Source organism: Saccharopolyspora sp. NPDC002376 (assembly GCF_053593195.1).
In genome coordinates this window covers 156,890-182,244 of the sequence record NZ_JBSFBZ010000004.1, presented here as the reverse complement: position 1 = coordinate 182,244, position 25,355 = coordinate 156,890, and the positions used below count along the sequence as shown (strand labels likewise).

The window sequence follows — 25,355 nt, the reverse complement described above, 5'->3', positions numbered from 1 at the left end:
CCGCCTCCGTCACGCCTCGGGCCGGTCAAGCACTTGCAGAGCCAGCCACAGCTCCGCGCGCACACCGGGCTGGTCGAGGCGGCGCCCCAGCGTCTCCTCGACCTTGTGCATCCGGTTGCGCAAGGTGTGCCGATGCACGCCCAACCGGTTCGCCGCCGGATCCCACTGCCCGTGGTGCGCCAACCAGGCCTGCAGCGACTTCAGGAGCACGTCCTGGTCCCGCAGCGGCGCCAGCACGGCCTCGGCGAAGGCCTGCGCATCGCCATCGGAGACCAGGTCGAGCACACCGCGCCCGGCCAAGTCCGCGAAACGCACCACGGCGTCTCCGCGCCTCGCCGCTTGCGCCGCCTGCTCGGCCTGCCGCAGGCCTTCGACGAGCCCGGCCGCGGTGCTCGGTTCCGACACGCCGACGGCGAGTCCGGGCTGATCGGTGAGCCAGTCCAGCGCGTCCTCGGCGACCAGTCCCACCACCTCGTCGCCGTGTTCGGCCAGGTAGACGGGCGCGCTCGGCTGGTCCGCGACCAGCCCGGCCAGCAGGTCGTCCTGGTCCCGAGCGCCCCGCAGCACGACCACCCGGAAGGGCTCCGGCGGGAGTTCGGCGTGCAGATCGCCGAGCACGTCCTGCACCGGTTCGCCGCGCAGCATCAATGCCAGGAAGCCCGACCGGAGCCGTCGTCGCGCCGCCCCCAACGCCTCGACCTGCTCCAAGGCGAGCGTCAGCAGCGAGGCCGCGGAGTTGATCACGTGGTGGTCAGTGGTGGCGAACGGCCCGTCCCGGCCCACGACCAGGAACCCGCGCGCCCGGCCGCCCAGCGCCTGCATGCTCACTTCCTGGTCACCGAGCGCGAAACCGGCCGCTGCCAGACCTCGTTTCGCGCGCATCTTGTCCACTTCGGACACCAGCTCGCCCAGCCGGGCCCCAGCTCCGACCGGCGCGCTGTGTAGCAGCCGACCGCCCGAGTCCAACAGCAGCACCCAAGCGTCGAGCAGCCGCGCGAGCTTGCGCACCAACGCGTTGATGCCGTTGGTGGTGCCCGCTGCCTGCGCGAGGTCGTGCTGCGCGCGGCTCGTGCGCCGAAGTATCGCGTACTCCTCGGCCGCGACGGCGTGCGAAACCGCTTTGCTGATCGCGATGAACGGAGTCGGGCGCGGCACTTCGAGCAACGGCAAGCCGGCGCGCTCAGCCGCGGCCACCAGCTCCGCCGGGATCGTCCGATGGCTCAGCCCGACACCGAAGCCCAGCCCCGCAGCGCCCACCGAAGTCAGCCGCCCGACCAGCCCGGCGCATTCCTCCTCGCGCAGTGTCAAACCGGTGGTGAGCAGCAGTTCGCCGCCCTCCAAGAACGGTGCCGGATCGGTGAGCTCGCTGGTGTGCACCCAGGCGATCGGCCGGTCCAGCGCCCGCTGCCCGGCACGGACGCTGAGGCCCAGTTCGGTGTCCGCGACCAGGTCGCGCAACGTGAACGGCACCCAGCCACCTCCCGACATTGTGTCCAATCCCAGAACCCGAGTTAACCAGATCGTCACCTGTTCGGATCGATGCCTCCCATCCGAGTCTGGTCCCAGTACGAGACCACCAGGAGGCCCCGTGACCACCACCCAGGCGCGCGTCCTGCGCACCGAGATCCCCGGACCGAACTCCCGCGAGCTGCAGCGGCGCCGCGATGCGGCGGTGGCCAGCGGCGTGTCCAGCGTGCTGCCGGTCTACATCACCGAGGCCTCCGGCGGCGTCCTGCAGGACGTCGACGGCAACTCGCTGATCGACCTCGGCTCGGGCATCGCAGTCACCAACGTGGGCAACGCCGCACCGGAGGTCGTGGAGCCGGTGCGGCGTCAGGTCGCCGAGTTCACGCACACCTGCTTCATGGTGACGCCCTACGAGAACTACCTGCAGGTCTGCGAGGAGCTCGCCGCGCTGACCCCGGGCGACCACGACAAGCGCAGCGCGCTGTTCAACTCCGGCGCCGAAGCCGTGGAGAACGCGGTCAAGATCGCCCGCCGGGCCACCGGTCGTCAGGCGATCGTGGCGTTCGACCACGCCTACCACGGCCGCACCAACCTGACCATGGCGCTGACCGCGAAGTCCGTGCCGTACAAGCACGGCTTCGGCCCGTTCGCCCCGGAGATCTACCGGGTTCCGGCGTCCTACCCGGCGCGCGACGACCGCTCCGGCGAGCAGATCGCGCAGGAGGCGATCGAGCGGATCGAGAAGCAGCTCGGCGCCGACCAGGTGGCCGCGGTGCTGATCGAGCCGATCCAGGGCGAGGGCGGATTCATCGAGCCCGCACCGGGTTTCCTGCCCGCGATCGCGCAGTGGTGCACCGACAGCGGCGTGCTGTTCATCGCCGACGAGATCCAGACCGGTTTCTGCCGCACCGGCGCGTGGTTCGCCTGCGACCACGAGAACGTGGTGCCGGACCTGATCACCACGGCCAAGGGCATCGCGGGCGGCCTGCCGCTGGCGGCGGTGACCGGTCGCGCGGACGTGATGGACGCGATGCCGCCGAGCAGCCTGGGCGGCACCTACGGCGGCAACCCGATCGCCTGCGCGGGCGCCCTCGGTGCGATCCGCGCTATGCGCGAGCAGGACCTGTCCGCCGCAGCGCGCGCCATCGGCGACCTGGCGTTCACCCGCCTGCGCATGCTCGCCAAGGACAACGAGGCGATCCTCGACGTGCGCGGCCGCGGCGCGATGATCGGCATCGAGTTCGTCAAGCCGGGCACCACCGAACCGGACCCGGAGCTGACGTCCCGCATCGCCAAGGCCTGCCACGCCCAGGGCGTCGTGATCCTCACCTGCGGCACCTACGGCAACGTGATCCGCCTGCTCCCACCCCTGGTCATCGACCACGCCCTCCTCGAAGAAGGCCTGACGATCCTCGAAGAAGCGATCAACGAACACACCAGCTGACGAACCAGGCCGCGGGCACTCCTGCCGAACAACTCGCGCCCGCGGCCTCACCTGAATGCTTTCCAACCCCGTCGCAGACAACCACGCCTGCGTGTGACACAGATTTTCCGTTCGTGACGATATTCTGCTTTCGTGTCACATCTGAGGACTTCCGGCCTTGCTGCTTCGCCTTTCGTCATTCATGCTGGCGGCATGGCACTGGCTGACGAACGCGGGGCACGCGCCGAGATCACGGCCAACGGACAAGGCCGGGTGACAATTCCTGCTTCGATCAGGCGCGCGGCAGGGATCGAGCCGGGCACACCGCTCGCGATCTACGTCGAAGACGGGCGCGTTGTCATCGAAACTCGCACACAGCTCGCAGACCGCATCCGGCGAGACGTCGCAGCGACTTGGCTCGGCAGCGGATCCGTAGTGGACGAGCTGATCGACGACCGTCGTGCAGCAGCCGCCGCAGAGGCCGACGAGTTCACCGGAGGCCGCTCTTGACCACCGTGCTGGACACGTCGGCAATCCTGGCTTGGCTCCGAAAGGAAACCGGCGCGGACAGGGTGGACGCTGTCATCAACAACGCCACGATGTCGACCGTGAACTGGTCAGAGCTCGCCCAGAAGCTCGCCCAGCATGGTGCGGACGCGGCGCGCACGTGCGACCGCCTCCGCACTTTCGGGATGACAGTCGAGCCGTTCACAGCTGATGACGCAGTGCGTGCCGGCGAGCTGTGGATGCGCACGCGGTCCGCCGGATTATCACTGGGCGATCGTGCCTGCCTGGCATTGGCCATCCGGCTCGACGCCCCGGTGGTCACCGCCGACAAGGCGTGGCAGGACGTCGACGTGCAGGTATCCGTGGAGCTGCTGCGCTGAGCTGATCCACGTCGCAGCGTTCGACTGCCGCCCGTGAGTGCTTTGGGTTGCTGTGGCGACCCAAACCGCTCACGGGCGTTGTGCAGTCGGAAGCGGAATTACTCCTCGGCTGCGAGCTGGCTGCAGGCCGCGGGCGTCGGTCGGTGCGCGCCGCCGGGGGTAGCGACGCGCACCGACCTGGTTCGGACCTCCGTCCACTTCGGACGTCGATCCGGGTCAGCGCAGCTGGTGCCGGGTGAAGAAGTCCATGATGATCGGCGTCGCGTCCAGGACGGTCGGTCCGTCGGAGTCCGGGTTCGGGTGGGTGCTCGGCCAGTAGTGGCCCAGACCTTCGATCCGGTAGTGCACGACCGCGCTGCCCCGGTCGCAGCCCCGCCAGGTGCTGACCTGCACGCCGTTGCCCCGGTCGCGGACCACGGGTTCTGCGGCGCAGTCGTTGCGATCTGCCCAAGACGCGAGCCAGTCCGGGATCGGCGGTAGGCCCTTGCTCCGGTCGCCGTCGTACGGAATCGTGCTGTCCCCGGTGCCGTGGAAGTCCAGGATCGGCGCCGCCCGCTCCGGCTCGCACTCGCCGCCCTGCGGGTAGAACGCGCCAGAAACCGGGGCGAACGCGGCGATCCGGCCGCTCATCCGGCAGGCGAGCACACCGGTGAAACCACCGCCGTTGGACTTGCCTGCCGCGTAGATGCGCTTGGGATCGACGCAGAAGTCCCGCTGCAGCTCGTTCAGCAGGTCGCTGGTGAACAGCACGTCGTTGACGGGCGCCGAGTACGGCGCGCCCTGCCAGGCGGATTCACCGTCGGTGCCGATGAGGCCCTGCGGGTACACCGCGATGGCATCGGTTCGGGAGAACTCGGAGAGCTCCTCCTGGTACTCCGAGGTGCGCTTGTGCCCGTGGAAGGACAGCACCAACCGGGTCGGGTTCGCCGGCCGGTAGTCCTGCGGGACGTGCACCAGGTAGCTGCGGGCGATCCCGCCGGAGGCGATGGTGCGCGTCTGTGACGTACCCGGCAGCACGGGCGACGGGCTACCGCATCCTTCGGATCGCACCGGGTGGTCGATCACCTTCGACGGCAGGGCCTGCGCAGGAAGCCCGCCGAGCACCGGGATCCCGACAGCGGCCAGCACGACCCCCATCCGCCTGATCCGGACAACCCCAGCTGATCTCCGGGCACTCCAAGGCATCGTCGCCTCCCGTTCCTACCGCCAACGGCAGCAGGATCATGGAGCACCGATCGGCCGGAGACAGCCTTTCGTTCATTGAGTTCGCACCATCCCCGGCGAAAACCGCCCAACCGGACCAAGCATGGGCTGGCCGGGGTTCCGTGAGCACTTTGCGGGACCCCGGCCTCAGAAGGTGCTCACGAGCCGTGCCCGGCGAGAACTCCCGCCTCCGAGGAGAAGCGGGGAGCTCTAGAACCGGCCATCGCCGACCGAACGGCATCGAGGCCAGCGGCGTGGCTCGCACCGCCGAGCGATGGGAGCCTGGATCACTCCTCGGCTGCGAGTTGGCCGCAGGCTGCGGCGATCTCCTGGCCTCGGGTGTCTCGGACCGTGCAGGAGACTCCTGCGTCCCGGACTCGGCGGACGAACTCGCGCTCCACCGGCTTCGGGCTGGCGTCCCACTTGCTGCCCGGGGTCGGGTTCAGCGGGATCAGGTTGACGTGCGCGAACTGGCCGAGGTGCTTGCGCAGGAGCTTGCCCAGCAGGTCGGCTCGCCACGGGTGGTCGTTGACGTCGCGGATCAGCGCGTACTCGATCGACACCCGGCGCCCGGTGTGGTCGGCGTAGCCGCGGGCGGCTTCCAGGACCTCGGCGACGTTCCAGCGGTTGTTCACCGGCACCAGGGTGTCGCGCAGCTCGTCGTCCGGCGTGTGCAGCGACACAGCCAGCGTCACGTGCAGGTTCTCGGCGGTCATCTTCTTGATCGCCGGGACCAGGCCCACCGTCGACACGGTCACCGAGCGCTGCGAGAGCCCCAGGCCCTCCGGCGACGGGTCGCAGATGCGGTGCACCGCGTTGATCACCCGGCGGTAGTTCGCCAGCGGCTCGCCCATGCCCATGAACACGACGTTGGACAACCGCCCAGGCCCGCCGGGGACCTCGCCGTCGCGCATCGCGGCAGCCGCCGAGCGCACCTGGTCGACGATCTCCGCGGTCGACAGGTTGCGCTGCAGGCCGCCCTGGCCGGTGGCGCAGAACGGGCAGGCCATGCCGCATCCGGCCTGGCTGGAGATGCAGACGGTCGCGCGGTCCGGGTAGCGCATCAGCACGCTCTCCAGCAGCGTGCCGTCGTGCGCGCGCCAGAGCGACTTGCGGGTCGTGCCGTCGTCGGTGACGAGGTTGCGGACCTCGGTGAGCAGCGTCGGCAGCAGCTTCTCGCCGAGCTTGACGCGGCTGGCCGCCGGGATGTCGGTCATCGACTCGACATCGGCGTTGAGGCGGCCGAAGTAGTGGTGCGCGAGCTGCTTGGCGCGGAACGGCTTCTCCCCGAGCTCGACGACGGCGGCCTTCCGTTCGTCGGCGGAGAGGTCAGCGAGGTGTCGCGGGGGCATACCGCGGCGCGGGGCGTCGAAGACGAGAGGCAGGGAAGTCGCAGACATAGCGCTCCACATCTTCCCATGACCGGAGTCGACCTTGGTGGCGGCCATCGGTCGCGGTACAGTTTTCGCCGTGACGAAACCCGGGTCTTCAGGCGTCCGAAATACGACTCTCGTCATGGCGGCGCTCCTGCTGGTCACCACCGCCTGCGGGACCGGGTCCAGCCAGCCCAAGGACGGACGCAAGCACGTGGTCACCACGTTCACCGTGATCGCCGACATGGCCCGCAACGTCGCCGGGGACGCGATCGTGGTCGAGTCGATCACCAAGCCGGGCACCGAGATCCACGAGTACGAGCCCACCCCCAGCGACATGCTCAAGGCGGCCAAGGCCGACCTGGTCCTGGACAACGGGCTCGGCCTGGAGCGCTGGTTCGACAAGTTCGTGCAGCGCAGCGAAGCCGAGCACGTGACGCTGACGACGAACATCGCCCCGATCCCCATCCAGGGCGGCGAGTACCAGGGCAAGGCCAACCCGCACGCCTGGATGTCGCCGCGCACCGCGATGACCTACGTCGCCAACATCCGCGACGCCTTCATCCGCATCGACCCGGCCCACGCCGAAATCTTCCGCGCCAACGCGGACGCCTACCAGCAGCGCCTGGCCGAGATCGATGAGTACCTGCACGACGAGCTGGCCGCGCTGCCCGCCGAGCACCGCGCGCTGGTCACCTGCGAGGGCGCGTTCTCCTACCTGGCCCGCGATGCTGGTCTGCACGAGACGTACCTGTGGCCGGTCAACAGCGATGCCGAGGGCACACCGCAGCAGATCAAGGCCACCACCGAGTTCGTCCAGGAGAACGGAGTTCCCACCGTGTTCTGCGAATCCACCGTCAGCGACAAGGCCCAGCAGCAGGTCGCGCGGGAGACCGGCGCACGCCTGGGCGACAAGCTCTACGTCGACTCGTTGTCCGGCCCGGACGGCCCGGTGCCGACGTACCTGGACCTGCTGCGCCACGACGCCGAAGCGATCGTCACCGGTCTGCGGGGTACCCGATGAGCCTGGCGATCAGCGCGCACCACGTCACCGTCCACTACGGCGAGACGCTGGCGCTCGACGACGTGTCGGTGGACGTCGAACCGGGCCGGATCTGCGGTCTGCTGGGCATGAACGGCTCGGGCAAGTCGACGCTGTTCAAGTCGCTGATGGGTCTGGTTCGCCCGGATTCCGGGGACATCCGGCTGCTCGGCCGGGACCAGCGCCAGGCTCGGCGGGACGGCGTGATCGCGTACGTTCCGCAGTCCGAAGCCGTCGACTGGACGTTCCCGGTGACCGTGGCGGACGTGGTCATGATGGGCCGCTACGGACACCTCGGCCTCACCCGTCGTCCCAGGCGAGCCGACAAGGCCGCGGTGCACGCGGCGTTGGAGCGGGTGGGGCTCACCGAGCTGGCCGGCAATCCGATCGGCGCGCTCTCCGGCGGGCAGCGCAAGCGCGCGTTCGTCGCGCGCGGCATCGCGCAGGAGGCGCAGCTGCTGTTCCTCGATGAGCCGTTCGCCGGGGTGGACAAGAAGTCCGAGGCGATGATCACCGAGCTGCTGCAGGCGCTGCGCGACGAAGGCCGCACGGTGGTGATCTCTACCCACGACCTGGCCAGCGTCCCGTCGCTGTGCGAGGAAGCGGTGCTGCTCCAGCAGCGGGTGATCGCGCACGGACCGGTCGACGAAGTGCTGTCCCCGGAAACCCTTGCCCGCACCTTCGGCGTGGAAACCGCCGCCGAGCGCTCATGACCGCGCAAGTTCCATTGAAATCGCACTGCACCGAGGCCCGGGAGACCAGGTGAACGTCATCTTCGAGTGGCTCGTCGAACCCCTGCAGTTCGGCTTCATGCAGCGAGCGCTGCTGGTCAGCCTGGTCGCCGGGCTCGTCTGCGCCGTGCTGTCCTGCTGGATCACGCTGATCGGCTGGTCGCTGCTCGGCGACGCGGTCTCGCACGCCGTGCTGCCCGGCGTAGTGCTCGCCTACGTTTTCGCGCTGCCCTTCTCACTCGGCGCGTTCCTGTTCGGCACCCTCGCCGTCGGGTTGATCGCCGGTGTCCGCAGCACCACCAAACTGAAGGGCGACGCCGCGATCGGCGTGGTGTTCACCGGCCTGTTCGCGCTGGGGTTGGTGCTGGTCTCGCGGATCCCGAGCCAGGTGGACCTCAACCACATCCTGTTCGGCAACGTCCTCGGCGTCACCGACTTCGACATCCTGCAGGTGCTGGTGATCGCCGCGATCGTGCTGGCAGTCGCGCTGATCAAGCGCCGCGATCTCACGCTCTACGCCTTCGACCCCACCCACGCGCACGCGATCGGCCTGAACCCGCGGCGGATCGGCGCGCTGCTGCTGACGATGCTGGCGCTGACTGTGGTCGTGGCACTGCAGGCCGTCGGCGTCATCCTCGTCACCGCGATGCTCATCACGCCCGGTGCCACGGCATTCCTGCTGACCAAGCGCTTCCCGCAGATGCTCTCGGTCGCGGCCGCGCTCTCGGTGTTCAGCAGCGTCCTGGGCACCTACCTGAGCTTCCACTTGGACACCTCGACCGGCGGCATGATCGTGGTGTGCCAGGCAGTGGTGTTCGCGCTGGTCTACCTCGGTGCACCGGAACAAGGCTTGATCGCGCGGGCCGTGCGCCGTCGCGGGCTGGCCGCTACCCGCGTGACCACCGGACTCGCGGGTAGCGCTAGCCAACCACCGTCATAAACGCACCCCAGGCGCCCGTATCGTGAAAGTATGACGAGTATGGCCGAGCGTCCGTCGCCGTCCGTCGAGGACTACCTCCGGGCAATATACGGGCTCAGCGAGCGGGGCGTGCCCGTCACCAACGCAACCCTGACGCAGCGCCTCGGGCTCAGCCCGTCCTCGGTGTCCGGGATGATCAACAAGCTCGACCAGCTCGGCCTGGTCACCCACGTCCGCTACCGCAGCGTCGAGCTGACCCCGGAAGGCCGACGCCTGGCCCACGACGTGCTGCGCCGCCACCGGCTGATCGAGCTGTTCCTGGTCGAGGAGCTGAACTACAGCTGGGACGCGGTGCACCGGGAGGCCGACGCCCTGGAGCACGCGGTGTCCGACGAGCTCGTCGCGCACATCGCGGCCAAGCTCGGCAACCCCACCCACGACCCGCACGGCGACCCGATCCCGACCGCGGACGGCCGGATGGAAGAACCGGCGACGAAGCTGCTGGACCAGGTCGAGCCCGGCTCGATCGGCACCATCGCGCGGGTCTGGGACACCGATTCGGAGCTGCTGCGCTACCTCACCGAACACGGCATGACGCTCGGCTCGCGCATCGAGGTCGTGGAGCGCAAACCGTTCGGCGGGCCGCTGGTGGTGCGCGTCGGCGAACCCCCGAACGACGAAACGCACTTCGTGGGCAACGAGATCGCCGCAGCCCTATCGATCAGCGTGCACCGGTGAGCCGTCGGTGAACCGCGCACCCATCGTGCGGGCAGTCACCACGCAAGTGCGCTCCGGCTGCTCGGCCGGCTCCTCGCCGTAGATCTGCTCGGTCACCAACCGGCCGTGCAGCTCGTCGGTCCGGTGCGCGCCCAGCACGGCCAGCAGCAGGTCGAACCGGCTGTCGGTCAGCGCCACCGCGACGTAGCAGAACCCGGCCAAACCGATGAACACCAGGCCGGACACCCACAGCACCGGCGCGTCCTGCACCAGGAACATCACCGCGACGGCCAGCATCAGAGCGGATCCGAAAGCCACCCCGCGGGCGATGGACACCTGCTTCAGCATCGAGCGGAACGCGGGATGCTGCTCGCACAGCTGCCGCAGGATTCGGCTGCGCTCCCGACGGTCCAGCTCCGCGAGCCGGCTCAAGCCCGCGGTGACCGGCTTCGCCGCGCGGTTGGCCATGGCTGCTCCTGTACCCCCGAGTGCTTGCACGATCGGGCACCCGACACGCTGATCCGCACGCTGAGTGACCACTCCTAGTCGATCACGTGGACGGTTCCGGATCAAGGCGTCATTCGGGGGCGTTCGATTTCGCTAGAGGCACCGAAAAGTAACGCCACCGGGTGACAGGGCTCCTCTTGATCGGTCGCAGGTGTTTTCCCGACCGGAACGCCGGTCACCCTCCGAGGTAGCCGGGGTCGATGTGGAACCCCGCGGAGCGCCAGAGGAGGAGCGATGGCCATCGCAATGGGCGCGCCCGCCTGGGTGGACCTGGCCACCCGCGAGGTGTCCGAGGTCCGGGACTTCTACACCGGTCTGTTCGGCTGGCGCTGGATCCAGCGGCCGAACTACAACATCGCGCTGAAGGAGCACAAGCCGGTCGCCGGCGTGCTGCCGCCCGAGGCCGAGGCACCGACCGCCTGGACGCTGTACCTGGAATGCGGATCGGCCCGCCGCGCGGTGGAGCGCGTCCGCGCTCTGGGCGGGAAAGTACTGGTCCCGCCCACGGAAACGCCTGCGAACGAGATGTTCCTGGTCGCCGAGGACCCCACCGGCGCGGTGGTCGGCTTCTGGGAAGCGCCGCCCAACGGCACGTTCGGCCGGGACCACGCAGGGATGCTCTGCTGGGCCGAGCTGCACACCCGCGACGGCTCCGCGGCCGACCCGTTCTACGCGGACCTGCTGGGCTACCGCCAGGAGCAGATCGGCGAGCCGGGCGACGGATTCGACTACACCGTCTGGTACGTCGACGACCAGCCGACCGTGGGCCGCTACGAGACCAGCCTCTCGCTGCCCGAGGACGTGCCCGCGCACTGGCAGCTGTACTTCCAGGTCAACCCGGACCACGACACCGATGAAGCGACCGCGAAGGCGGTGGAGCTCGGAGGCAAGGTACTGCGCGAACCGTCGGACTCCCCGTACGGCCGCCTCGCCCTGCTCCAGGACGTCGTGGGCGCGACCTTCTTCGTCATCGACACCGCCCAACGCACCGGCGAGTGATCCGCAGGGGGTTTCAGTTCAAGGGTGGGCACCCGCAGTGCAGGCAGGCGCTGAGGTTCCGCTGCCCGCACCGCCACGCAAAACGAGGTTGGAAACAGGTTCTTGGGCAAAACTGACGCTCAGCACGGGACTCAGGGCGTCAGGAGGGTGGTCGGCTTTCGGCGGGTACGGACGCGGTAGCCGACCGGGACCGTGCAGCCGACGGTTTCGCGGGCCGCGCGGGCGGCGACCTTCGCGGAGAACTCGATGCCCAGGACCGCTTCGAGGGACTCGCGGTCGTCGAAGCGCCACACGGTGTCCACCGGGGTGCTCTCGAAGTCGTGGAGCTGGAAGAACGACTCGATCGCGGCCGGATCGACCTGCGGCGCGTCAGCCCGCATCCAGTCGCCGTAAGGCGAGCTCGCCGCGTCCAGGTCGACGATCGCGATCACGCCGCCCGGACGCAGCACCCGCTCCGCCTCGGCCAGGCCCGGCTCGCAGCCAGGGCCGAAGAAGTACGCCGTCCGGGCGTGCACCAGGTCCGCGCTGGCATCGGCCAACGGCAACTGCTGAGCAGGCGCCTGCCGCACGTCCACACCAGGGGTTCCGGCCACCCGGCGACGCGCCTGCTCGGCCAGCGGCGGATGCGGCTCAACACCGATCACGGTGCGCGCCTCGGCGGCGAACAGCGGCAGGTGGAAGCCGTCGCCGCAACCGATGTCGACCACGTCCCGATCCGCCCAGTCGCAACGCTCCCGCAGCGCGCTCCACAACGCGCCGGTGGCGTCCTGCGCCCGGTTCTCGATCTCGAACAGCTCCGGCCAGTGCCAGATGTTCGGGCTCGGCGTCACCTGCGGCCGAGCCGGTTTCCGCCAGCCGAGCATCAGGACGGGATGAACCAGAAGAGGATCATCCAGGCGGCTGCTGCGGACGGGAGGAGCGAGTCCATTCGGTCCATCAGGCCGCCGTGGCCGGGCAGCAGGTTGCCCATGTCCTTGATGCCGAGGTCTCGCTTGATCAGCGACTCCATCAGGTCGCCCAGCGTCGCGGTGCACACCAGGGCCGCGCCGAACAGCACGCCCATCCACCACTCGCCGCCCAGCATCAGGGTCACCGACAGCGCACCGGCCACCACACCGACCAGCATCGATCCGGCGAAGCCCTCCCAGGACTTCTTCGGGCTGATGTTCGGCGCCATCGGGTGCTTGCCGAACAGGACGCCGAACGCGTAACCACCTGTGTCGGAAGCGACGACACCGATCATGAAGCACAGCGCGCGGAACGCACCGTCCTCCGGCGGCACGAGCATCGCGGCGAACGCGGCGAACAGCGGGACGTACGCAGCGGTGAACACCGATGACGTCACGTCCCGCACGTAGCCGTCGACACCGTGCCGGAACCGCCAAGCCAGGCAGGCCAGCACGGTGATCGCGAACGCGACCAGCGCGCCGCGCAGCCCGAACGGCCAGGACAGCCACACCATGGCTTGCCCGCCCACCAGCACGGGGACGAGCGAAACCCGGATGTCAGCGCCGCGTTTGAACGCGTTGGCCAGCTCCACGCTGGAAACCGCCACCGCAGCGGCGACGATGCCGATGAACACGAAGCGCACCATCAGCAACGAGAGTATGATCGCGGCGCCGAGCACTACCCCGACGCCGATGGCGGCACGGAGATCGCGTCCGGCCCGGGAAGGGCGCGAAGGCGGGTCCGGGGTGTCAGCGGACATTCCGGACTCACCTTCGCATTGGCCGGCCGTCACCACTCAGACCTCGAGCAGTTCCGCTTCCTTGTGCTTCACAAGGTCGTCGATCTGGGCGGTGTAACGGTGGGTGAGGTTGTCGAGCTCCTTCTCACCCCGGGTGCCCTCGTCCTCGCCGGCCTCGCCGTCCTTGACGATCCGGTCGATCTCTTCCTTCACCTTGCGGCGAACTCCGCGGACGCTGACCTTGCCATCCTCGCCCTTGGTCTTGGCGAGCTTGACCATCTCCTTGCGGCGCTCCTCGGTCATCTGCGGGATCGCCACCCGGATGATCTGACCGTCGTTCGACGGGTTCACACCCAGGTCGGAGTCGCGGATGGCCTTCTCCATCGCCGACAGTTGGCTGGCGTCGTAGGGCTTGATGACCACCAGCCGCGCTTCCGGCACGGAAACGCTGGCCAGCTGGTTCAACGGCGTCGGCGAACCGTAGTACTCGACGACGATGCCGGAGAACATCGCGGGGTTCGCGCGTCCGGTGCGAACGGTGGCCAGTTCGTCCTTGGCCCGCTCCACCGCCTTTTGCATCTTCTCCTCGCCTTCGAGAAGAGCTTCGTCGATCACGGCTGCTCCTTAAGTCTGTGCCGACCGGTGGACATTGCAAGTGTGGCGCGCGGTGCGCCGCCGTCCCACGGCGGGCCCGCGACCAGATCAGGATCCAGCACCGTCAGGACGACGCGGCGGCCGGGGTGCTGACCAGCGTGCCGATCTTCTCCCCGCCGACCGCGCGGGCGATGTTGCCCTCTTCCAGCAGGTTGAAAACCAGCATCGGCATGAGGTTGTCCATGCAGAGGCTGAACGCGGTCGCGTCGGCAACCTTCAGGCCGCGCTCCAGCACCTCGCGGTGCGTGATGCTGTCGAACAGCTTCGCGTTCGGGTCCGTCTTCGGGTCCGCGGTGTAGACGCCGTCGACGGCCTTGGCCATCAGCACGACCTCGCAGCCGATCTCCAGCGCGCGCTGCGCCGCGGTGGTGTCGGTGGAGAAGTAGGGCATCCCGGTGCCCGCACCGAAGATCACCACGCGGCCCTTCTCCATGTGCCGCATGGCGCGACGCGGGATGTAGGGCTCGGCCACCTGTCCCATGTCGATCGCGGTCATCACGCGGGTGTCGATGCCGTGCTCGCGCTCAAGGAAGTCCTGCAGCGCCAGGCAGTTCATCACGGTGCCCAGCATGGCCATGTAGTCGCCGCGAGCCCGCTCCATACCGCGTTGCTGCAGCTCAGCGCCGCGGAAGAAGTTGCCGCCGCCGATCACGATGGCCACCTCGACACCATCGGCGACGATCTCGGCGATCTGCCGGGCCACTGTGCCGACCACGTCCGGGTCGATCCCGACGCTGCCCCCGCCGAACATCTCACCGCCCAGTTTGAGCAGCACTCGTCCATAACCGCGCTGCGTTGGGCCCTCGTCGGTCACTGATTCCTCCTGCGAGGTTCTTAGCGGTCTGTGATCAATTCGCGTTGGTGGCACCTGGCGGAACCTCATTCGCCTTCTCGGCCGGGACGCGCCCGCCGGGGCCTTCCTCGAGAAGACGCATGAGAACCCGCAGGTGGCGAGCCACCTGACGTCCAGTGCAGTCGAGCATGCCGAGCTTCTCAACCGCGCGTCGGCGCGGGGCGCTCTCTTGCGAAAGCGCCCCGCCTTCACGAAGGCGGGGCGCCGAAGCCGCGTCTGGCGGCTGCCGAGTCCACCTGCTCACCAGATCAGGTGAGCAGGTGGCACACCACTGGGTGCGGTCCCGACAGGCCGCCCGCAGCAGCAGGTCAGGCCTGGCCGACCTCGAACCGGGCGAAGCCGGTGACCGTCACGCCGGCCTCGTCCAGCAGCGCCTTGACGCTCTTCTTGTTGTCCTGCACGGACGGCTGGTCCAGCAGGACGTTCTCCTTGAAGAAGCCGTTCAGGCGACCCTCGACGATCTTCGGCAGCGCCTTCTCCGGCTTGCCCTCCGCCTTCGCGGTCTCCTCGGCGATGCGACGCTCGTTGGCGATCAGGTCCTCCGGGACGTCGTCGCGGCTCAGGTACTTCGGCTTGAGCGCGGCGACCTGCATCGCGGCGGCGCGAGCGGCGGCGGCGTCCTCACCGGTGTACTCGACCAGCACGCCGACGGCCGGCGGCAGGTCCGAGGAGCGGCGGTGCAGGTAGGTGGCCACGGCGCCGTCGAACTTGGTGACCCGGCGCAGCTCCAGCTTCTCGCCGATCTTGGCGGACAGCTCCTGAATGACCTCGGAGACGGTCTTGCCGTCGAGGTCCGCGGCCAGCGCGCTCTCCAGGTCACCGGCACCGGCGGCCCGGACCGCACCCGCGATCTTGTTGGCGAGCTGGATGAACTCGTCGTTCTTGGCGACGAAGTCCGTCTCGCTGTTCAGCTCGATCAGCACACCGCCGTCAGCGGCGACCAGGCCCTCGGCGGTGGCGCGCTCGGCGCGCTTGCCGACGTCCTTGGCACCCTTGATGCGGAGGCTCTCGACGGCCTTGTCGAAGTCGCCGTCGTTCTGGTCGAGCGCCTTCTTGCAATCCATCATGCCGGCGCCGGTCAGCTCGCGAAGACGCTTGACGTCGGCCGCACTGAAGTTCGCCATCGTGCGTTATCCGTCCCTCTTGTTACGCAGCTTCGAAGGTCTTGCAGGCGGGCAGCGGCCCCGTGGCGTTCGATCCGCTCAGCGGTGACGCGTGCCCGGCTAGGGCAATCACACCCGCGAGTGTGACTGGCAAACAGCCTGATCGCGCCCCGCGCCCGAAGCCGGACGCGGGGCGCGGTGAATCAGGACTGCGCGGGCTGCTCGCCACCCTCGGCGGCCTGGCCGGAACCGGCCAGCAGCTCCTTCTCCCACTCGGCCAGCGGCTCGCCGCCGGCCGGCTTCTCCTCGCCCTCCGGGGCGCCGTTGGTGCGGCCGCTGCGGGCCATCAGGCCGTGGGCAACACCGTCGGCGACCACTCGGGTCAGCAGGGCGGCGGAGCGGATCGCGTCGTCGTTGCCCGGGATCGGGTAGTCGACCTCGTCCGGGTCGCAGTTGGTGTCGAGGATCGCGACGACCGGGATGCCCAGCTTGCGAGCCTCGCCAACGGCGATGTGCTCCTTCTTGGTGTCCACGATCCACACGGCGCTGGGCACCTTGCTCATGTCGCGGATACCGCCGAGGGTCTTCTCGAGCTTGTCCTTCTCGCGGGTCAGCATCAAGATTTCCTTCTTGGTGCGACCCTCGAAGCCCCCGGTCTGCTCCATGGTCTCAAGCTCCTTGAGACGCTGCAGACGCTTGTGGACGGTCTGGAAGTTGGTGAGCATGCCACCCAGCCAGCGCTGGTTCACGAACGGCATGCCGACCCGCTGGGCCTGCTCGGCGATCGCTTCCTGCGCCTGCTTCTTGGTGCCGACGAACAGGATCGTCCCGCCGTGCGCGACCGTCTGCTTGACGAAGTCGAACGCTCCGTCGATGTAGGTCAGCGTCTGCTGCAGGTCGATGATGTAGATGCCGTTGCGCTCGGTGAAGATGTAGCGCTTCATCTTCGGGTTCCAGCGACGGGTCTGGTGCCCGAAGTGCACGCCGCTGTCGAGCAGCTGCTTCATGGTGACGACGGCCATGGCCAGATTCGCACCTCATGAGTCGGGCGCGCCGGTTGGCGCGCGATTCGGTTGCTGCGACGAGTCGGGTGACCCGCCGCCCTGGCACCCGCCCCCGGCCACCCCACCCGGCTCACGAGGAGCGCGGGACCGCGGGGCGCCGGTACCCTGCCGGGGCAGCAGCCTCCGAGGTGTTGAACTCGGTACTGAGCCACCTGGTGGCCGACCAGAAGGTCCGGCTACCTGCGCAGGCGTGGCGTGCGGGCACGCGAAGTCGGTCCGTGCGGACACGAAACCGCGCTAATAGTGTACTCGACGCGGCGGCTGACCCGATCGTGGAGTGCGAGTTGTCCACACCAGCCCGGCTTGTCCACAGATTTCCACTTCCCCCTGTCGCCGACTCCGGCGCGCGGCCACTGTGGGGGAATGCGCCAGTTGATCACGTCAGTCCTGCTCTGCACCGGTATCGCCACCGCCGCGATCGGCCTGTCCACGACACCCGAACCAGCCGCTTTGTCCGCCCCGACACCGGCCACGAGAACCACCGAGGGCCAGTTCGGCTGGCCACTGGCCCCGCCACCTGCCGTCGCCCGCCCGTTCGAAGCCCCGAAGCACGCCTACGGCCCAGGTCACCGCGGAGTGGACCTGGTCGGCGAGGTCGACCAACAGGTCCTGGCGGCGGGCGACGGCCTGGTCGTCTTCGCCGGCCAGGTGGCCGGCCGAAACCTGGTGTCGATCGAACACGAAACCGGCCTGCGCACCACTTATGAACCGGTCCGCCCAACGGTGACGGTCGGCGACCAGGTCACCAAGGGCCAACCGATCGGCAACCTGGAACCAGACCATCCCGAGTGCACGGCACAACCCCCGAAAACCTGCCTGCACTGGGGAGTCCGCCAACGCCTGACGTACCTGAACCCGCTCCGCCTCCTGGGCATGGGCCACGTCCGACTACTCCCCTGGGACTGACCACCAGAGGTGGCGGTTCCCCGAGAACCGCCACCTCCCAGCCCCACGAGCAGAACGTCGAAGAAGAACAGAACGAACGGGGCATGCACGAAGTGGGGCACCCGGAGTTCAGGCGAGCTCTGAGGTTCCGCTACTCGCACCGCCGCGCAGCCCCGCCGCAGGAAGATCTCAAGCTTCGGTCAACTTGGTGCGGAGGCGTAGCACTGCCCTCGTGTGGAGTTGGCAGACGCGGGACTCCGTCACTCCCAGGACCTTGCCGATCTCGGCGAGGGTGAGGTTTTCGAAGTAGTAGAGCGTGACCACCACTCGGTCGCGTTCGCTCAGGCGTTCCACCGCTTCGGCGAGCTGGCGTCGGCTGTCGCGGTCGACCAGGGCCGCCACCGGGTCTTCGGCCCGGTCGTCGGGCAGCGTTTCGGCCAGCGAGGCCTGCATCGGTCCGGCGCCGATCAGGTCGTCGAGCGCGACCACGCTGGTCATCTGCAGCTGGGCGAACAGTTCGCGGAGCTCGTCGGAGGACAGCTCCAGCTCGGAAGCCAGCTCGGCGTCGGTGGCCGTGCGCTGCAGCTTCGCTTCCAGGCGCTCCAGCGCTCGCTCGACGTCCCTGGCCCGGCTGCGCACCGATCGGGGCACCCAGTCCTGAGCGCGCAGGTCGTCCAGGATCGCGCCGCGGATGCGCTGCATCGCGTAGGTCTCGAACTTCAGGCCGCGTTCGGGCTCGAACTTCTCGATCGCGTCGACCAGGCCGAAGATGCCGGACTGGATCAGGTCGGAGATCTCGACGTGCGAGGGCAACCCGGTGCCCACCCGGCCCGCCACGTACTTGACCAGCGGCGCGTAGTGCAGCACCAAGCGATCGCGCAGCTCCTGGTCGCGTCGTTCGCCGAACGACTGCCAGAGCGCGACGATGCCCGCTTCGACTTCGTCGCCGCTGCGCTGGTCCCGGTCCGCGGCGGCCGCGGCTTCGGCTGCCAGGGCCAGCCCGCGGCGTCGCACGCACTCGTGGGAGTGACCGTTCGTCGAGCTGTCTTGCTCACGGGCGGTCACCGGCGCCGAGTTCGGTCTCGCGGCCACCGTGTCGGCGCCGCCCCCAGCATGGTCAGGAACGGGGGTGGGTTCGGTCATGAATCGCCTTCAGCCGTTCAACGGTCACGTGGGTGTAAAGCTGGGTCGTTGCGAGCGTAGCGTGACCAAGCAACTCCTGAACGCTACGGAGGTCTGCACCGCCTTCCAGCAAATGGGTCGCCGCTGAATGCCGCATGCCGTGCGGTCCGACGTCCGGTGCACCGGAAACGGTCCCGACCGCGTCGTGCACTGCTCTCCGCGCCGTGCGCGGGTCGAGCCGTCCACCTCGGACACCCAGGAACAGCGCAGCACCGGAGGCGGCCTGGACCAGCTTCGGCCGTCCAGCGGTGATCCAGCGGTCAAGCGCATCATCTGCAGGTAGGCCGAACGGCACAACGCGTTCCTTGTCACCTTTGCCGATCACCCGGATCACCCGGCGTTCGCGGTCGACGTCGTCGACGTCCAGTCCGCACAACTCAGCGACGCGAACCCCTGTGGCGTACAGAAGTTCGAGCACCGCGTGATCACGCAGCGCGACCGGATCGCCCTGGTCGGCTCCGGCCGCGGAGGCCTGCATCGCCGCACCCGCCTGGTCGACGCGCAGCACTGCGGGCAACTTCCGCGGTTTGGCCGGCACCGCGAGCCGCGGACCCGGATCGCTCGGCAGCAGCTCGGCGCGCAGCGCCCACGCCGTGAAGGTGCGGGCGGCAGCCGTGCGCCGAGCCATCGTCGAGCGGCTCGCACCCTGCGCATGCTGCGCCGACAACCACTCGCGGAGCACGGAAATGTCCAGCTCCACGAGGGTTTCCCGGCCCGCGGCCCCGGACAGGTGATCGAGCAGCGAAACGACGTCGCCGACGTAGCCCCGGACGGTGTGCACCGACAGCCCGCGTTCGGCGGCGAGGTGCCGCTCGAACCCGTCGACCGCAGCACCGAGCGGCTCGGGCAGTTTCGCCCGAACCGCGCGGAAATCGGGTCTTCGCGGTTCGGTGGAACGGGCACGGGACATGCCTCTGACGCTGGCCCTTGCACCGCCACCGGTCAAGCATCGCCACGCCGAATCATGATCACTCGACCGCGATCAGCTGGTCAGCCGCTGGTGTCGAAAATGTGACCTCATCGTGCGATCGACCACCCCCGATCCGAGCGAACCGCGAACCCGGACAGCTCCAGTTCTGGGAGCAGCGCCCGCACTTCGCCCAGCGGCAGGCCGCAGTCCCGCGCGAGTTCGTCCGCGCTGGCCCCTGCCATGCCGCGCAACGAATCGTGCAGGCGCTGGGCATGCGGTTTCAGACAGTCGGTCCGGCGGTGCGCTCCTACGGCTTCGACCGGCCCCGGCGAACCGATGGGGCTGACCGCCTCGACGACCTCCTCGATGCTGGTGACCAGCACTGCTTGCCCGGAGCGCACCATCCCGTGGCACCCAACCGAGTTCTTCGAGGTGATCGGCCCGGGCACGGCCAGCACGGGGCGTCCCAGCGAATCGGCGGTGTTCGCGGTGTTGCCCGCACCGCTGCGCACCCCGGCCTCCACCACAACCGCAGCTCGACCGGAAGCCGCGATCAGCCGGTTCCGCACAAGAAAGCGGTGCTTTCGCGGCGAAGTACCTGGCGGGTACTCGCTGACCACCGCACCTTGCTCGGCCACCGCGCGCAGCAAACGGCCGTGCCCCGCCGGGTAGTCGACGTCGACTCCGCAGGCCAGGAACGCCACCGTCCGGCCACCAGCGGCGAGAGCACCCCGGTGCGCCGCACCATCGATGCCGTACGCAGCGCCGGAAACCACCGTGAACCCGGCTTTCGCGAGTCCGTGGCCGAACTCGGCGGACACGTGCTCGCCGTAGCCGGAGGCCGCTCGAGCGCCGACAACGGCGACCGCCTGGTCCAGTGCCGTCGCCAGGTCCGCTCGGCCGCGCACCCACAGCGCGATCGGTTCGGCCACGTCCGGGAGCCCGACTTCGCGCGCTCCGGCCAGGTCCTCGAAGGCGCTGTGCGGCCACTCGTCGTCTTCAGGCACCACGAGCCGGACACCGGCTACCTCGGTCGCTTCGAGCAGCTGCTCGGCGGACACGTCCTCATGCCTGGCCTCGACCTCGGCCATCACGTCCGGCGGCGCCTTCCCCCGCTGGATCGCCTCGACCACCCGGTGCGGGCCGTGCCTGGCGACGAAACCGGCCAGCGCCGGCGCCGGTGGTTCGGCGACCGCGGCCAGGAATGCCCTCGCCAGCAGCACTTCCCGCTTGGTCTTCGCACCCAACTTCGCCCAGTCCCCCATCAAGCCGCCCTCCTGTCCCGGAACTCCAACGCCGCCGCCACGTGCTCGGCGTCGGGTCTCTCCTTGCCGTCGAGGTCGGCCAACGTCCACGCGACTCGCAGGCACCGGTCCGCGCCGCGGGCGGTGATCGCGCCGACCTCCAATCCGCGATTGAGCAACCCGGTGACCTCGCCGGGCAGCGCGAACTCGCGCCGCAGCACCGGTCCCGGGACTTCGGTGTTGGTCTGCCAGCCGTGCTCGGACCACCGCTCCCGCGCGGCGGCTCGCGCCTGCGCCACCCGTTCCCGCACCACCGCGGTGCTCTCCGGTTCGGCACCACTGTGGACGGTCATCGCGGTGATCGGGCGCATCCGCACCCGCAGGTCCACCCGGTCCAGCAGCGGCCCCGACAGCTTGCCGAGGTAGCGCCGTCGAACCTGCGGTGGGCACTGGCAATCCAGATCGCGAGCAGGCGCACACGGACATGGATTCGTGGCCAGGACCAGCTGAAACCTCGCGGGATAGCGCAGGGTTCCGTCCCGCCGGGCCAGCCGGATCTCGCCTTCTTCCAACGCCGTGCGCAACGCCTCCAATCGCTTCGGTCCGAGTTCGCACGCTTCGTCCAGGAGAAGGACCCCTCGGTGCGCCCTGCTGACCGCGCCCGGTCTGGCGAGCCCCGTTCCGCCACCGATCAGTGCCGGGACGGACAGCGACGCGTGCGGCGCCACGAACGGCGGGGTCCGCACCAGGGCAGCCGACTCGGTGAGGTCCCCGGCCACGGACCGGATCGCCGTCACCTCCAGCGCCTCCGACCCGCTCAGGTCAGGCAGCAGCCCGCACAACCGCTTGGCCAGCATGGTTTTGCCCGTGCCGGGTGGACCGATCATCAGCAGGTGATGTCCGCCCGCTGCGGCGACCTCGAGCGCCCAGCGCGCCTCGGGTTGGCCGAGCACATCGGCGAGGTCCGGCGCGTCCTCGATCGGAGGCTCGTCCACCGGCGGCGGATATCGGGCCAGTTCGCCTAGTTCGCGCAGCCAGGCCACCACGTCGCGCAGGTGCGTCGCGCCCAGAACCTCGATGCCGTCCACCAAGTGCGCCTCGCCCAAGCATTCAGCGGGCACTATCGCCCGGCGCATGTTCTCCTTCCGCGCGGCCAGCAAGGCGGGCAGCAAGCCGCGCACCGGGCGGATTCGACCGTCCAGCGCCAGTTCTCCGAACAGCACCGTTCCGGCCAGCCGGTGCGGCGGCACCAGCTCCGCCCCGGCCAGCACCGCGCAGGCCAAGGCCAGGTCGTAGGAGGTCCCGGCCTTGGGCAGCGCGGCCGGGGACAGCGCGAGCGTCACACAGCTCGCCGGCCAGTCCTCCCGGCAGTTCTGGATGGCCGCCCGCACGCGGTTCTTGGACTCCTGCAGCGCGGTGTCGGGCAGGCCGAGCAGCTGCAACGACGGCAGGCCGCCTTTGCGCACGTCCGCTTCGATCTCGACGAGCACGCCGTCCACACCGAACAGCGCGACCGCCCAGGTCCGTCGCAACGCCATTCAGAACACCCCCTCGAGGTGCTGGAGGAGCACCGGTTGGCCCGGTGGCCACAGGACCGAGACGAAGTCGAACCGAACCGCACACCCCACCAATTCGCGTTCGGCCAACCACGCCCGCGCGGCATTGCGAATTCGTCTGATCTTCTCCGGGTTGAGCGCGTAGCGCGGACCGCCGTAATCAACTCCGGAACGCGTCTTCACCTCGCAGAACACCACGGCTTCACCATCCGCAGCGACGATGTCGAGTTCTCCGTGCGGACACCGCCAATTCCGGTCCAGCACGGTCATTCCGCGATATTCCAGCAAACCGGCGGCTAACCGCTCCCCTTCCAACCCCAACGCATGCCGGCCATCACCAGCGCTGACATCGCTCAACGGGCCCACGATCTTCTTGCGACGCACGACTTCCTCCTCGGCCTGGCGTTGCGGGACTTCCCGCACTCGGACAGCACCGGCCGGCATTCGCGAGGGGTTTTCTCGCAGCACGACAACGGATCCGGGAACGGGTAGATGTCTCCAATGATCCCGAAAATCCCGCCGACCGCCAGCACATTTCGGCAATCCCCGACCTGATGGCTCACCTGTGGAAAACTCCGCTCACACGAATGAGTGGGGAGCCGCGAAAAACCGCGGAAGAACACGAAAAAGAATCTGCAAATACAGCCGATCGGCCATAGAACAGCGGCAAACGGCAACCGATCAGCTCAGTTCACCGGACATCTGGTCACGAACACGCCGAAAGCACGACACGCCACCGGCGTGTCCGCAACCGCAGGTCCACAGCGTTTGCAAGGCGAGCAAACGCCAAGTGCGCATGAAAAAGCTCGGGCGGCCGTCTTGAAGACGACCGCCCGAGCAGCTGGTTCGACGCTGGGCTCAGGAACCGAACGGACCGCTCTCCGGCAACCGGAGATCCGGCTTGTCCAGCTCCTCCACGTTGACGTCCTTGAACGTGATCACCCGGACGTTCTTGACGAAGCGCGCTGGGCGATACATGTCCCACACCCACGCATCCGACATCGCTACCTCGAAATAGACCTCCGAGTCGGAGTTGCGCACCTGCACGTCCACCGCATTGGCCAGGTAGAAGCGCCGTTCGGTCTCCACGACATAGGTGAACTGCCCGACGATGTCGCGGTACTCCTTGTAGAGCTGCAGCTCCATCTCGGTCTCGTACTTCTCGAGATCCTCGGCGCTCATCGCTGTGCGAGCCCTTCTGCGTTTCCGATCGGACTACAACACCTCATTGTCCACCACTCCCCCCTCAGAAGCATCGAACAACCCGGGCTTGCTGCTCACCGCGCGCGGCGAGCGCAGGCCGTGCCGCTGCGCCGCGGCCACCACGTTCGCATAGGACCAGCGGTGCTCCTGGCAAGGCCCGTGCTCGGTCAGCCGCGCCGAGTGCAGCGGCGTGCTGTACCCCTTGTGCACGTCGAACCCGTAGTCCGGGAACTCCAGGTGCAGCTGCTCGGTCATCAGCCGGTCGCGGGTCACCTTCGCCAGCACCGACGCCGCCGCCACGCAAGCGGCCACCAGATCGCCCTTCACCACGGCCACGCTGGGCGTGGCCAGGCCCTGCACCCGGAACCCGTCGGTGAGCACGTAGCCGGGGTGCTCGGAGAGCTGGGCGACCGCGCGCCGCATGCCCTCCAAGTTGGCCACGTGGATGCCGAGCGCATCGACGTCCTCGGCGGAGATCACGACGGTGGACCAGCTCAACGCGCGCTGGGTGATGCGATCGAACATCCGATCCCGGTCGGACTCCGACAGCACCTTCGAGTCGGTCAGGCCCTCGAAGCGCTGACCGTCGCCCGGCTTCAGGACGCACGCGCCCACCACCAGCGGTCCGGCGCACGCTCCGCGGCCGGCCTCGTCCACGCCTGCCACCGGCCCGAGGCCGCGGCGGTCCAGCGCGCGCTGAAGGGCCCAGTTGCCGCTGCTGCGCCGGATCACCGACCTCGGCGGCCGGAACTCCGCCACCGTCACGTCAACGTCACTCCGAGGCTCGTCCCTTGCTCACCACACCGACGAGCCTACGACCCAGCCACACCGTCGGGAACGCCGCGGCCACCCCGAAGCCGACCGGAATCCCGGTCTGCCAGGCAGGCGCGCCCAGCGCGGTGGTCTGCGGGTCCGGGTCGTCGATGCCCTGCCAGCGGGTCGGCGGCAGCACGATGAACTGCGCCTTGCCGATCACGTTGTCCACCGGCACGGCACCGTTGAGACCGCCACCGCCCTGCACGCGGGAGTCAGCCGAGTCGTTGCGGTTATCACCCATCACCCACAGGTGGCCCGGCGGGACGGTGACCTCCGCGAACTCGTCCTGGCCGACACCGCGGCCCGGCTCCCAGTACAGGTAAGGCTCGTTGAGCGGCTTGCCGTCGACCAGAACGTGGTTCTGCGCGTCGCAGCACTCCACCTTCTGGCCGCCCACGGCGATGACCCGCTTGACGAAGTCCTTCTCGTCCGGGGCGCCGAAGCCCAGCAGCGAGGCCGTGCTCTGGAAGAACCCGGCCACCGGGTTCGAGGGCTCCTCGGTGCGGAACTCGTTCTGCACCCACGGCTGCGGGCCGCGGAACACCACGACGTCGCCCGGCTTCGGGTCGCTGAACCGGTAGGTCATCTTGTCGACCAGCACTCGGTCGTTGTTGCAGCCGGTGCACCCGTGCAGGGTCTGCTCCATCGACTGCGACGGGATCACGTAGACCCGCGCGATGAACGCCTGGATCAGGACCGTCAGCACCAGGGCGGTGACGATCAGGATCGGCAGCTCGCGCCAGAACGAGCCCTTCTTCTTGTTCTTGGGCTTGCGGCTGCGAGAGCCTTCCCGCGAGTCGTCCGGAGCACCGCTGTGATGCTCCGCCTCGTGGGGCTCCTCCGCTGATCCGCTGCGCATGACGTCGGCCACCGGGCCAGGCTACTGGAACAGAAACGGGAGCCGTCGCGCTCCCCCGCTTCGAAGCGCCC

The 25,355-nt window shown here is 68.9% G+C and carries 27 protein-coding genes; 9 read left to right on the top strand and 18 right to left on the bottom strand.

What is annotated here, in order from left to right; all coding sequences use genetic code 11:
- Positions 1-9 precede the first annotated feature (9 nt).
- On the bottom strand, positions 10-1,470 hold the full coding sequence (locus ACWCO2_RS05085) for a PucR family transcriptional regulator (RefSeq protein WP_450126408.1): 1,461 nt from the start codon (positions 1,468-1,470) through the stop codon (positions 10-12).
- Between the two features lie 118 nt (positions 1,471-1,588).
- Here ACWCO2_RS05085 and gabT point away from each other — a divergent pair, with 118 nt between their 5' ends.
- From gabT to ACWCO2_RS05070, 3 genes are all read left to right on the top strand, one after another.
- Positions 1,589-2,911: a 4-aminobutyrate--2-oxoglutarate transaminase gene (gene gabT / locus ACWCO2_RS05080; protein WP_450126407.1), complete on the top strand. Its 1,323-nt coding sequence runs from the start codon at positions 1,589-1,591 to the stop codon at positions 2,909-2,911.
- Between the two features lie 192 nt (positions 2,912-3,103).
- Positions 3,104-3,400 (top strand): AbrB/MazE/SpoVT family DNA-binding domain-containing protein, encoded by a 297-nt coding sequence (locus ACWCO2_RS05075; protein ID WP_450126406.1) that lies wholly within the window; start codon positions 3,104-3,106, stop codon positions 3,398-3,400.
- Positions 3,401-3,405: 5 nt separating this feature from the next.
- A complete protein-coding gene (locus ACWCO2_RS05070; RefSeq protein WP_450126455.1) occupies positions 3,406-3,777 on the top strand; it encodes a type II toxin-antitoxin system VapC family toxin in 372 nt (123 codons plus the stop codon).
- A gap of 216 nt (positions 3,778-3,993) precedes the next feature.
- On the opposite strand, the gene ACWCO2_RS05065 is transcribed toward ACWCO2_RS05070, so the two are convergent.
- Positions 3,994-4,914, bottom strand: coding sequence for an alpha/beta hydrolase family esterase (locus tag ACWCO2_RS05065; RefSeq protein ID WP_450126405.1), 921 nt, complete (start codon positions 4,912-4,914; stop codon positions 3,994-3,996).
- Between the two features lie 353 nt (positions 4,915-5,267).
- On the bottom strand, positions 5,268-6,380 hold the full coding sequence (gene rlmN / locus ACWCO2_RS05060) for a 23S rRNA (adenine(2503)-C(2))-methyltransferase RlmN (RefSeq protein ID WP_450126404.1): 1,113 nt from the start codon (positions 6,378-6,380) through the stop codon (positions 5,268-5,270).
- A 115-nt stretch (positions 6,381-6,495) separates the two neighbouring features.
- On the opposite strand from rlmN, the gene ACWCO2_RS05055 reads away from it, so the two are divergent.
- The 4 genes from ACWCO2_RS05055 (at position 6,496) to ACWCO2_RS05040 (ending at position 9,783) form a co-directional block, all read left to right on the top strand.
- Positions 6,496-7,377 carry a metal ABC transporter substrate-binding protein gene (locus ACWCO2_RS05055; RefSeq protein WP_450126403.1) on the top strand — a complete coding sequence of 294 codons (882 nt, stop codon included), beginning with the start codon at positions 6,496-6,498 and terminating at the stop codon, positions 7,375-7,377.
- Complete coding sequence (locus ACWCO2_RS05050; RefSeq protein ID WP_450126402.1) at positions 7,374-8,108, top strand: metal ABC transporter ATP-binding protein; 735 nt, start codon at positions 7,374-7,376, stop codon at positions 8,106-8,108. The genes ACWCO2_RS05055 and ACWCO2_RS05050 overlap by 4 nt, the downstream gene beginning before the upstream one ends.
- 97 nt (positions 8,109-8,205) lie before the next feature.
- On the top strand, positions 8,206-9,066 hold the full coding sequence (locus ACWCO2_RS05045) for a metal ABC transporter permease (protein ID WP_450126454.1): 861 nt from the start codon (positions 8,206-8,208) through the stop codon (positions 9,064-9,066).
- Positions 9,067-9,105: 39 nt separating this feature from the next.
- On the top strand, positions 9,106-9,783 hold the full coding sequence (locus ACWCO2_RS05040; protein WP_450126453.1) for a metal-dependent transcriptional regulator: 678 nt from the start codon (positions 9,106-9,108) through the stop codon (positions 9,781-9,783).
- Here ACWCO2_RS05040 and ACWCO2_RS05035 read toward each other — a convergent pair.
- On the bottom strand, positions 9,760-10,230 hold the full coding sequence (locus tag ACWCO2_RS05035; protein ID WP_450126401.1) for a hypothetical protein: 471 nt from the start codon (positions 10,228-10,230) through the stop codon (positions 9,760-9,762). The two genes, ACWCO2_RS05040 and ACWCO2_RS05035, sit on opposite strands and share 24 nt — an antisense overlap.
- 273 nt (positions 10,231-10,503) lie before the next feature.
- Here ACWCO2_RS05035 and ACWCO2_RS05030 point away from each other — a divergent pair, with 273 nt between their 5' ends.
- Positions 10,504-11,268, top strand: a complete 765-nt coding sequence (locus ACWCO2_RS05030; protein ID WP_450126400.1) for a VOC family protein — start codon at positions 10,504-10,506, stop codon at positions 11,266-11,268.
- Between the two features lie 131 nt (positions 11,269-11,399).
- Here ACWCO2_RS05030 and ACWCO2_RS05025 read toward each other — a convergent pair whose 3' ends face one another.
- The 6 genes from ACWCO2_RS05025 to rpsB form a co-directional block, all read right to left on the bottom strand.
- The gene (locus ACWCO2_RS05025) at positions 11,400-12,131 is read right to left on the bottom strand and encodes a class I SAM-dependent methyltransferase (RefSeq protein ID WP_450126399.1); all 732 of its coding nucleotides are present in this window, start codon (positions 12,129-12,131) and stop codon (positions 11,400-11,402) included.
- A complete protein-coding gene (locus ACWCO2_RS05020) occupies positions 12,131-12,976 on the bottom strand; it encodes a phosphatidate cytidylyltransferase (RefSeq protein ID WP_450126398.1) in 846 nt (281 codons plus the stop codon). The genes ACWCO2_RS05025 and ACWCO2_RS05020 overlap by 1 nt, the downstream gene beginning before the upstream one ends.
- A gap of 36 nt (positions 12,977-13,012) precedes the next feature.
- Positions 13,013-13,570, bottom strand: a complete 558-nt coding sequence (gene frr, locus ACWCO2_RS05015) for a ribosome recycling factor (RefSeq protein WP_450126397.1) — start codon at positions 13,568-13,570, stop codon at positions 13,013-13,015.
- A 103-nt stretch (positions 13,571-13,673) separates the two neighbouring features.
- Positions 13,674-14,423, bottom strand: coding sequence for a UMP kinase (pyrH, locus tag ACWCO2_RS05010; protein WP_450126396.1), 750 nt, complete (start codon positions 14,421-14,423; stop codon positions 13,674-13,676).
- A 347-nt stretch (positions 14,424-14,770) separates the two neighbouring features.
- Positions 14,771-15,586 carry a translation elongation factor Ts gene (tsf, locus tag ACWCO2_RS05005; RefSeq protein WP_450126395.1) on the bottom strand — a complete coding sequence of 272 codons (816 nt, stop codon included), beginning with the start codon at positions 15,584-15,586 and terminating at the stop codon, positions 14,771-14,773.
- A 182-nt stretch (positions 15,587-15,768) separates the two neighbouring features.
- Positions 15,769-16,587 carry a 30S ribosomal protein S2 gene (gene rpsB, locus ACWCO2_RS05000; protein WP_450126394.1) on the bottom strand — a complete coding sequence of 273 codons (819 nt, stop codon included), beginning with the start codon at positions 16,585-16,587 and terminating at the stop codon, positions 15,769-15,771.
- Between the two features lie 405 nt (positions 16,588-16,992).
- On the opposite strand from rpsB, the gene ACWCO2_RS04995 reads away from it, so the two are divergent.
- Positions 16,993-17,535, top strand: coding sequence for a M23 family metallopeptidase (locus ACWCO2_RS04995; RefSeq protein WP_450126393.1), 543 nt, complete (start codon positions 16,993-16,995; stop codon positions 17,533-17,535).
- Positions 17,536-17,703: 168 nt separating this feature from the next.
- Here the strand turns inward: ACWCO2_RS04995 and whiG are convergent, their stop codons facing one another.
- The 8 genes from whiG to lepB all read right to left on the bottom strand — a co-directional run bounded on the left by whiG (position 17,704) and on the right by lepB (position 25,284).
- Entirely contained in the window at positions 17,704-18,657 is a 954-nt protein-coding gene (gene whiG, locus ACWCO2_RS04990) for an RNA polymerase sigma factor WhiG (protein ID WP_450126392.1), read from the bottom strand.
- Positions 18,632-19,606 (bottom strand): tyrosine recombinase XerC, encoded by a 975-nt coding sequence (locus ACWCO2_RS04985; RefSeq protein WP_450126391.1) that lies wholly within the window; start codon positions 19,604-19,606, stop codon positions 18,632-18,634. Before ACWCO2_RS04985 ends, whiG begins: the two co-directional genes overlap by 26 nt.
- Positions 19,607-19,713: 107 nt before the next feature.
- Positions 19,714-20,871 carry a DNA-processing protein DprA gene (gene dprA / locus ACWCO2_RS04980; protein WP_450126390.1) on the bottom strand — a complete coding sequence of 386 codons (1,158 nt, stop codon included), beginning with the start codon at positions 20,869-20,871 and terminating at the stop codon, positions 19,714-19,716.
- Positions 20,871-22,388, bottom strand: coding sequence for a YifB family Mg chelatase-like AAA ATPase (locus ACWCO2_RS04975; RefSeq protein WP_450126389.1), 1,518 nt, complete (start codon positions 22,386-22,388; stop codon positions 20,871-20,873). Before ACWCO2_RS04975 ends, dprA begins: the two co-directional genes overlap by 1 nt.
- Positions 22,389-22,790 (bottom strand): YraN family protein, encoded by a 402-nt coding sequence (locus tag ACWCO2_RS04970; protein ID WP_450126388.1) that lies wholly within the window; start codon positions 22,788-22,790, stop codon positions 22,389-22,391.
- A gap of 474 nt (positions 22,791-23,264) precedes the next feature.
- Positions 23,265-23,588: a DUF2469 domain-containing protein gene (locus ACWCO2_RS04965; protein WP_009943624.1), complete on the bottom strand. Its 324-nt coding sequence runs from the start codon at positions 23,586-23,588 to the stop codon at positions 23,265-23,267.
- A 33-nt stretch (positions 23,589-23,621) separates the two neighbouring features.
- Entirely contained in the window at positions 23,622-24,374 is a 753-nt protein-coding gene (locus ACWCO2_RS04960; RefSeq protein WP_450126387.1) for a ribonuclease HII, read from the bottom strand.
- A 7-nt stretch (positions 24,375-24,381) separates the two neighbouring features.
- A complete protein-coding gene (gene lepB, locus ACWCO2_RS04955; protein WP_450126452.1) occupies positions 24,382-25,284 on the bottom strand; it encodes a signal peptidase I in 903 nt (300 codons plus the stop codon).
- Positions 25,285-25,355 lie beyond the last annotated feature (71 nt).

Bases quoted from the DNA above. Each gene is read 5' to 3' on its own strand.
- ACWCO2_RS05075 (WP_450126406.1), top strand. From the start codon at position 3,104: ATGGCACTGGCTGACGAACGCGGGGCACGCGCCGAGATCACGGCCAAC.
- ACWCO2_RS05065 (WP_450126405.1), bottom strand. From the start codon at position 4,914: ATGGGGGTCGTGCTGGCCGCTGTCGGGATCCCGGTGCTCGGCGGGCTT.
- rlmN (WP_450126404.1), bottom strand. From the start codon at position 6,380: ATGTCTGCGACTTCCCTGCCTCTCGTCTTCGACGCCCCGCGCCGCGGT.
- ACWCO2_RS05055 (WP_450126403.1), top strand. From the start codon at position 6,496: ATGGCGGCGCTCCTGCTGGTCACCACCGCCTGCGGGACCGGGTCCAGC.
- ACWCO2_RS05050 (WP_450126402.1), top strand. From the start codon at position 7,374: ATGAGCCTGGCGATCAGCGCGCACCACGTCACCGTCCACTACGGCGAG.
- ACWCO2_RS05045 (WP_450126454.1), top strand. From the start codon at position 8,206: ATGCAGCGAGCGCTGCTGGTCAGCCTGGTCGCCGGGCTCGTCTGCGCC.
- ACWCO2_RS05040 (WP_450126453.1), top strand. From the start codon at position 9,106: ATGGCCGAGCGTCCGTCGCCGTCCGTCGAGGACTACCTCCGGGCAATA.
- ACWCO2_RS05035 (WP_450126401.1), bottom strand. From the start codon at position 10,230: ATGGCCAACCGCGCGGCGAAGCCGGTCACCGCGGGCTTGAGCCGGCTC.
- ACWCO2_RS05030 (WP_450126400.1), top strand. From the start codon at position 10,504: ATGGCCATCGCAATGGGCGCGCCCGCCTGGGTGGACCTGGCCACCCGC.
- ACWCO2_RS05025 (WP_450126399.1), bottom strand. From the start codon at position 12,131: ATGCTCGGCTGGCGGAAACCGGCTCGGCCGCAGGTGACGCCGAGCCCG.
- ACWCO2_RS05020 (WP_450126398.1), bottom strand. From the start codon at position 12,976: ATGTCCGCTGACACCCCGGACCCGCCTTCGCGCCCTTCCCGGGCCGGA.
- tsf (WP_450126395.1), bottom strand. From the start codon at position 15,586: ATGGCGAACTTCAGTGCGGCCGACGTCAAGCGTCTTCGCGAGCTGACC.
- rpsB (WP_450126394.1), bottom strand. From the start codon at position 16,587: ATGGCCGTCGTCACCATGAAGCAGCTGCTCGACAGCGGCGTGCACTTC.
- ACWCO2_RS04995 (WP_450126393.1), top strand. From the start codon at position 16,993: ATGCGCCAGTTGATCACGTCAGTCCTGCTCTGCACCGGTATCGCCACC.
- whiG (WP_450126392.1), bottom strand. From the start codon at position 18,657: ATGACCGAACCCACCCCCGTTCCTGACCATGCTGGGGGCGGCGCCGAC.
- ACWCO2_RS04985 (WP_450126391.1), bottom strand. From the start codon at position 19,606: ATGTCCCGTGCCCGTTCCACCGAACCGCGAAGACCCGATTTCCGCGCG.
- dprA (WP_450126390.1), bottom strand. From the start codon at position 20,871: ATGGGGGACTGGGCGAAGTTGGGTGCGAAGACCAAGCGGGAAGTGCTG.
- ACWCO2_RS04975 (WP_450126389.1), bottom strand. From the start codon at position 22,388: ATGGCGTTGCGACGGACCTGGGCGGTCGCGCTGTTCGGTGTGGACGGC.
- ACWCO2_RS04965 (WP_009943624.1), bottom strand. From the start codon at position 23,588: ATGAGCGCCGAGGATCTCGAGAAGTACGAGACCGAGATGGAGCTGCAG.
- lepB (WP_450126452.1), bottom strand. From the start codon at position 25,284: ATGCGCAGCGGATCAGCGGAGGAGCCCCACGAGGCGGAGCATCACAGC.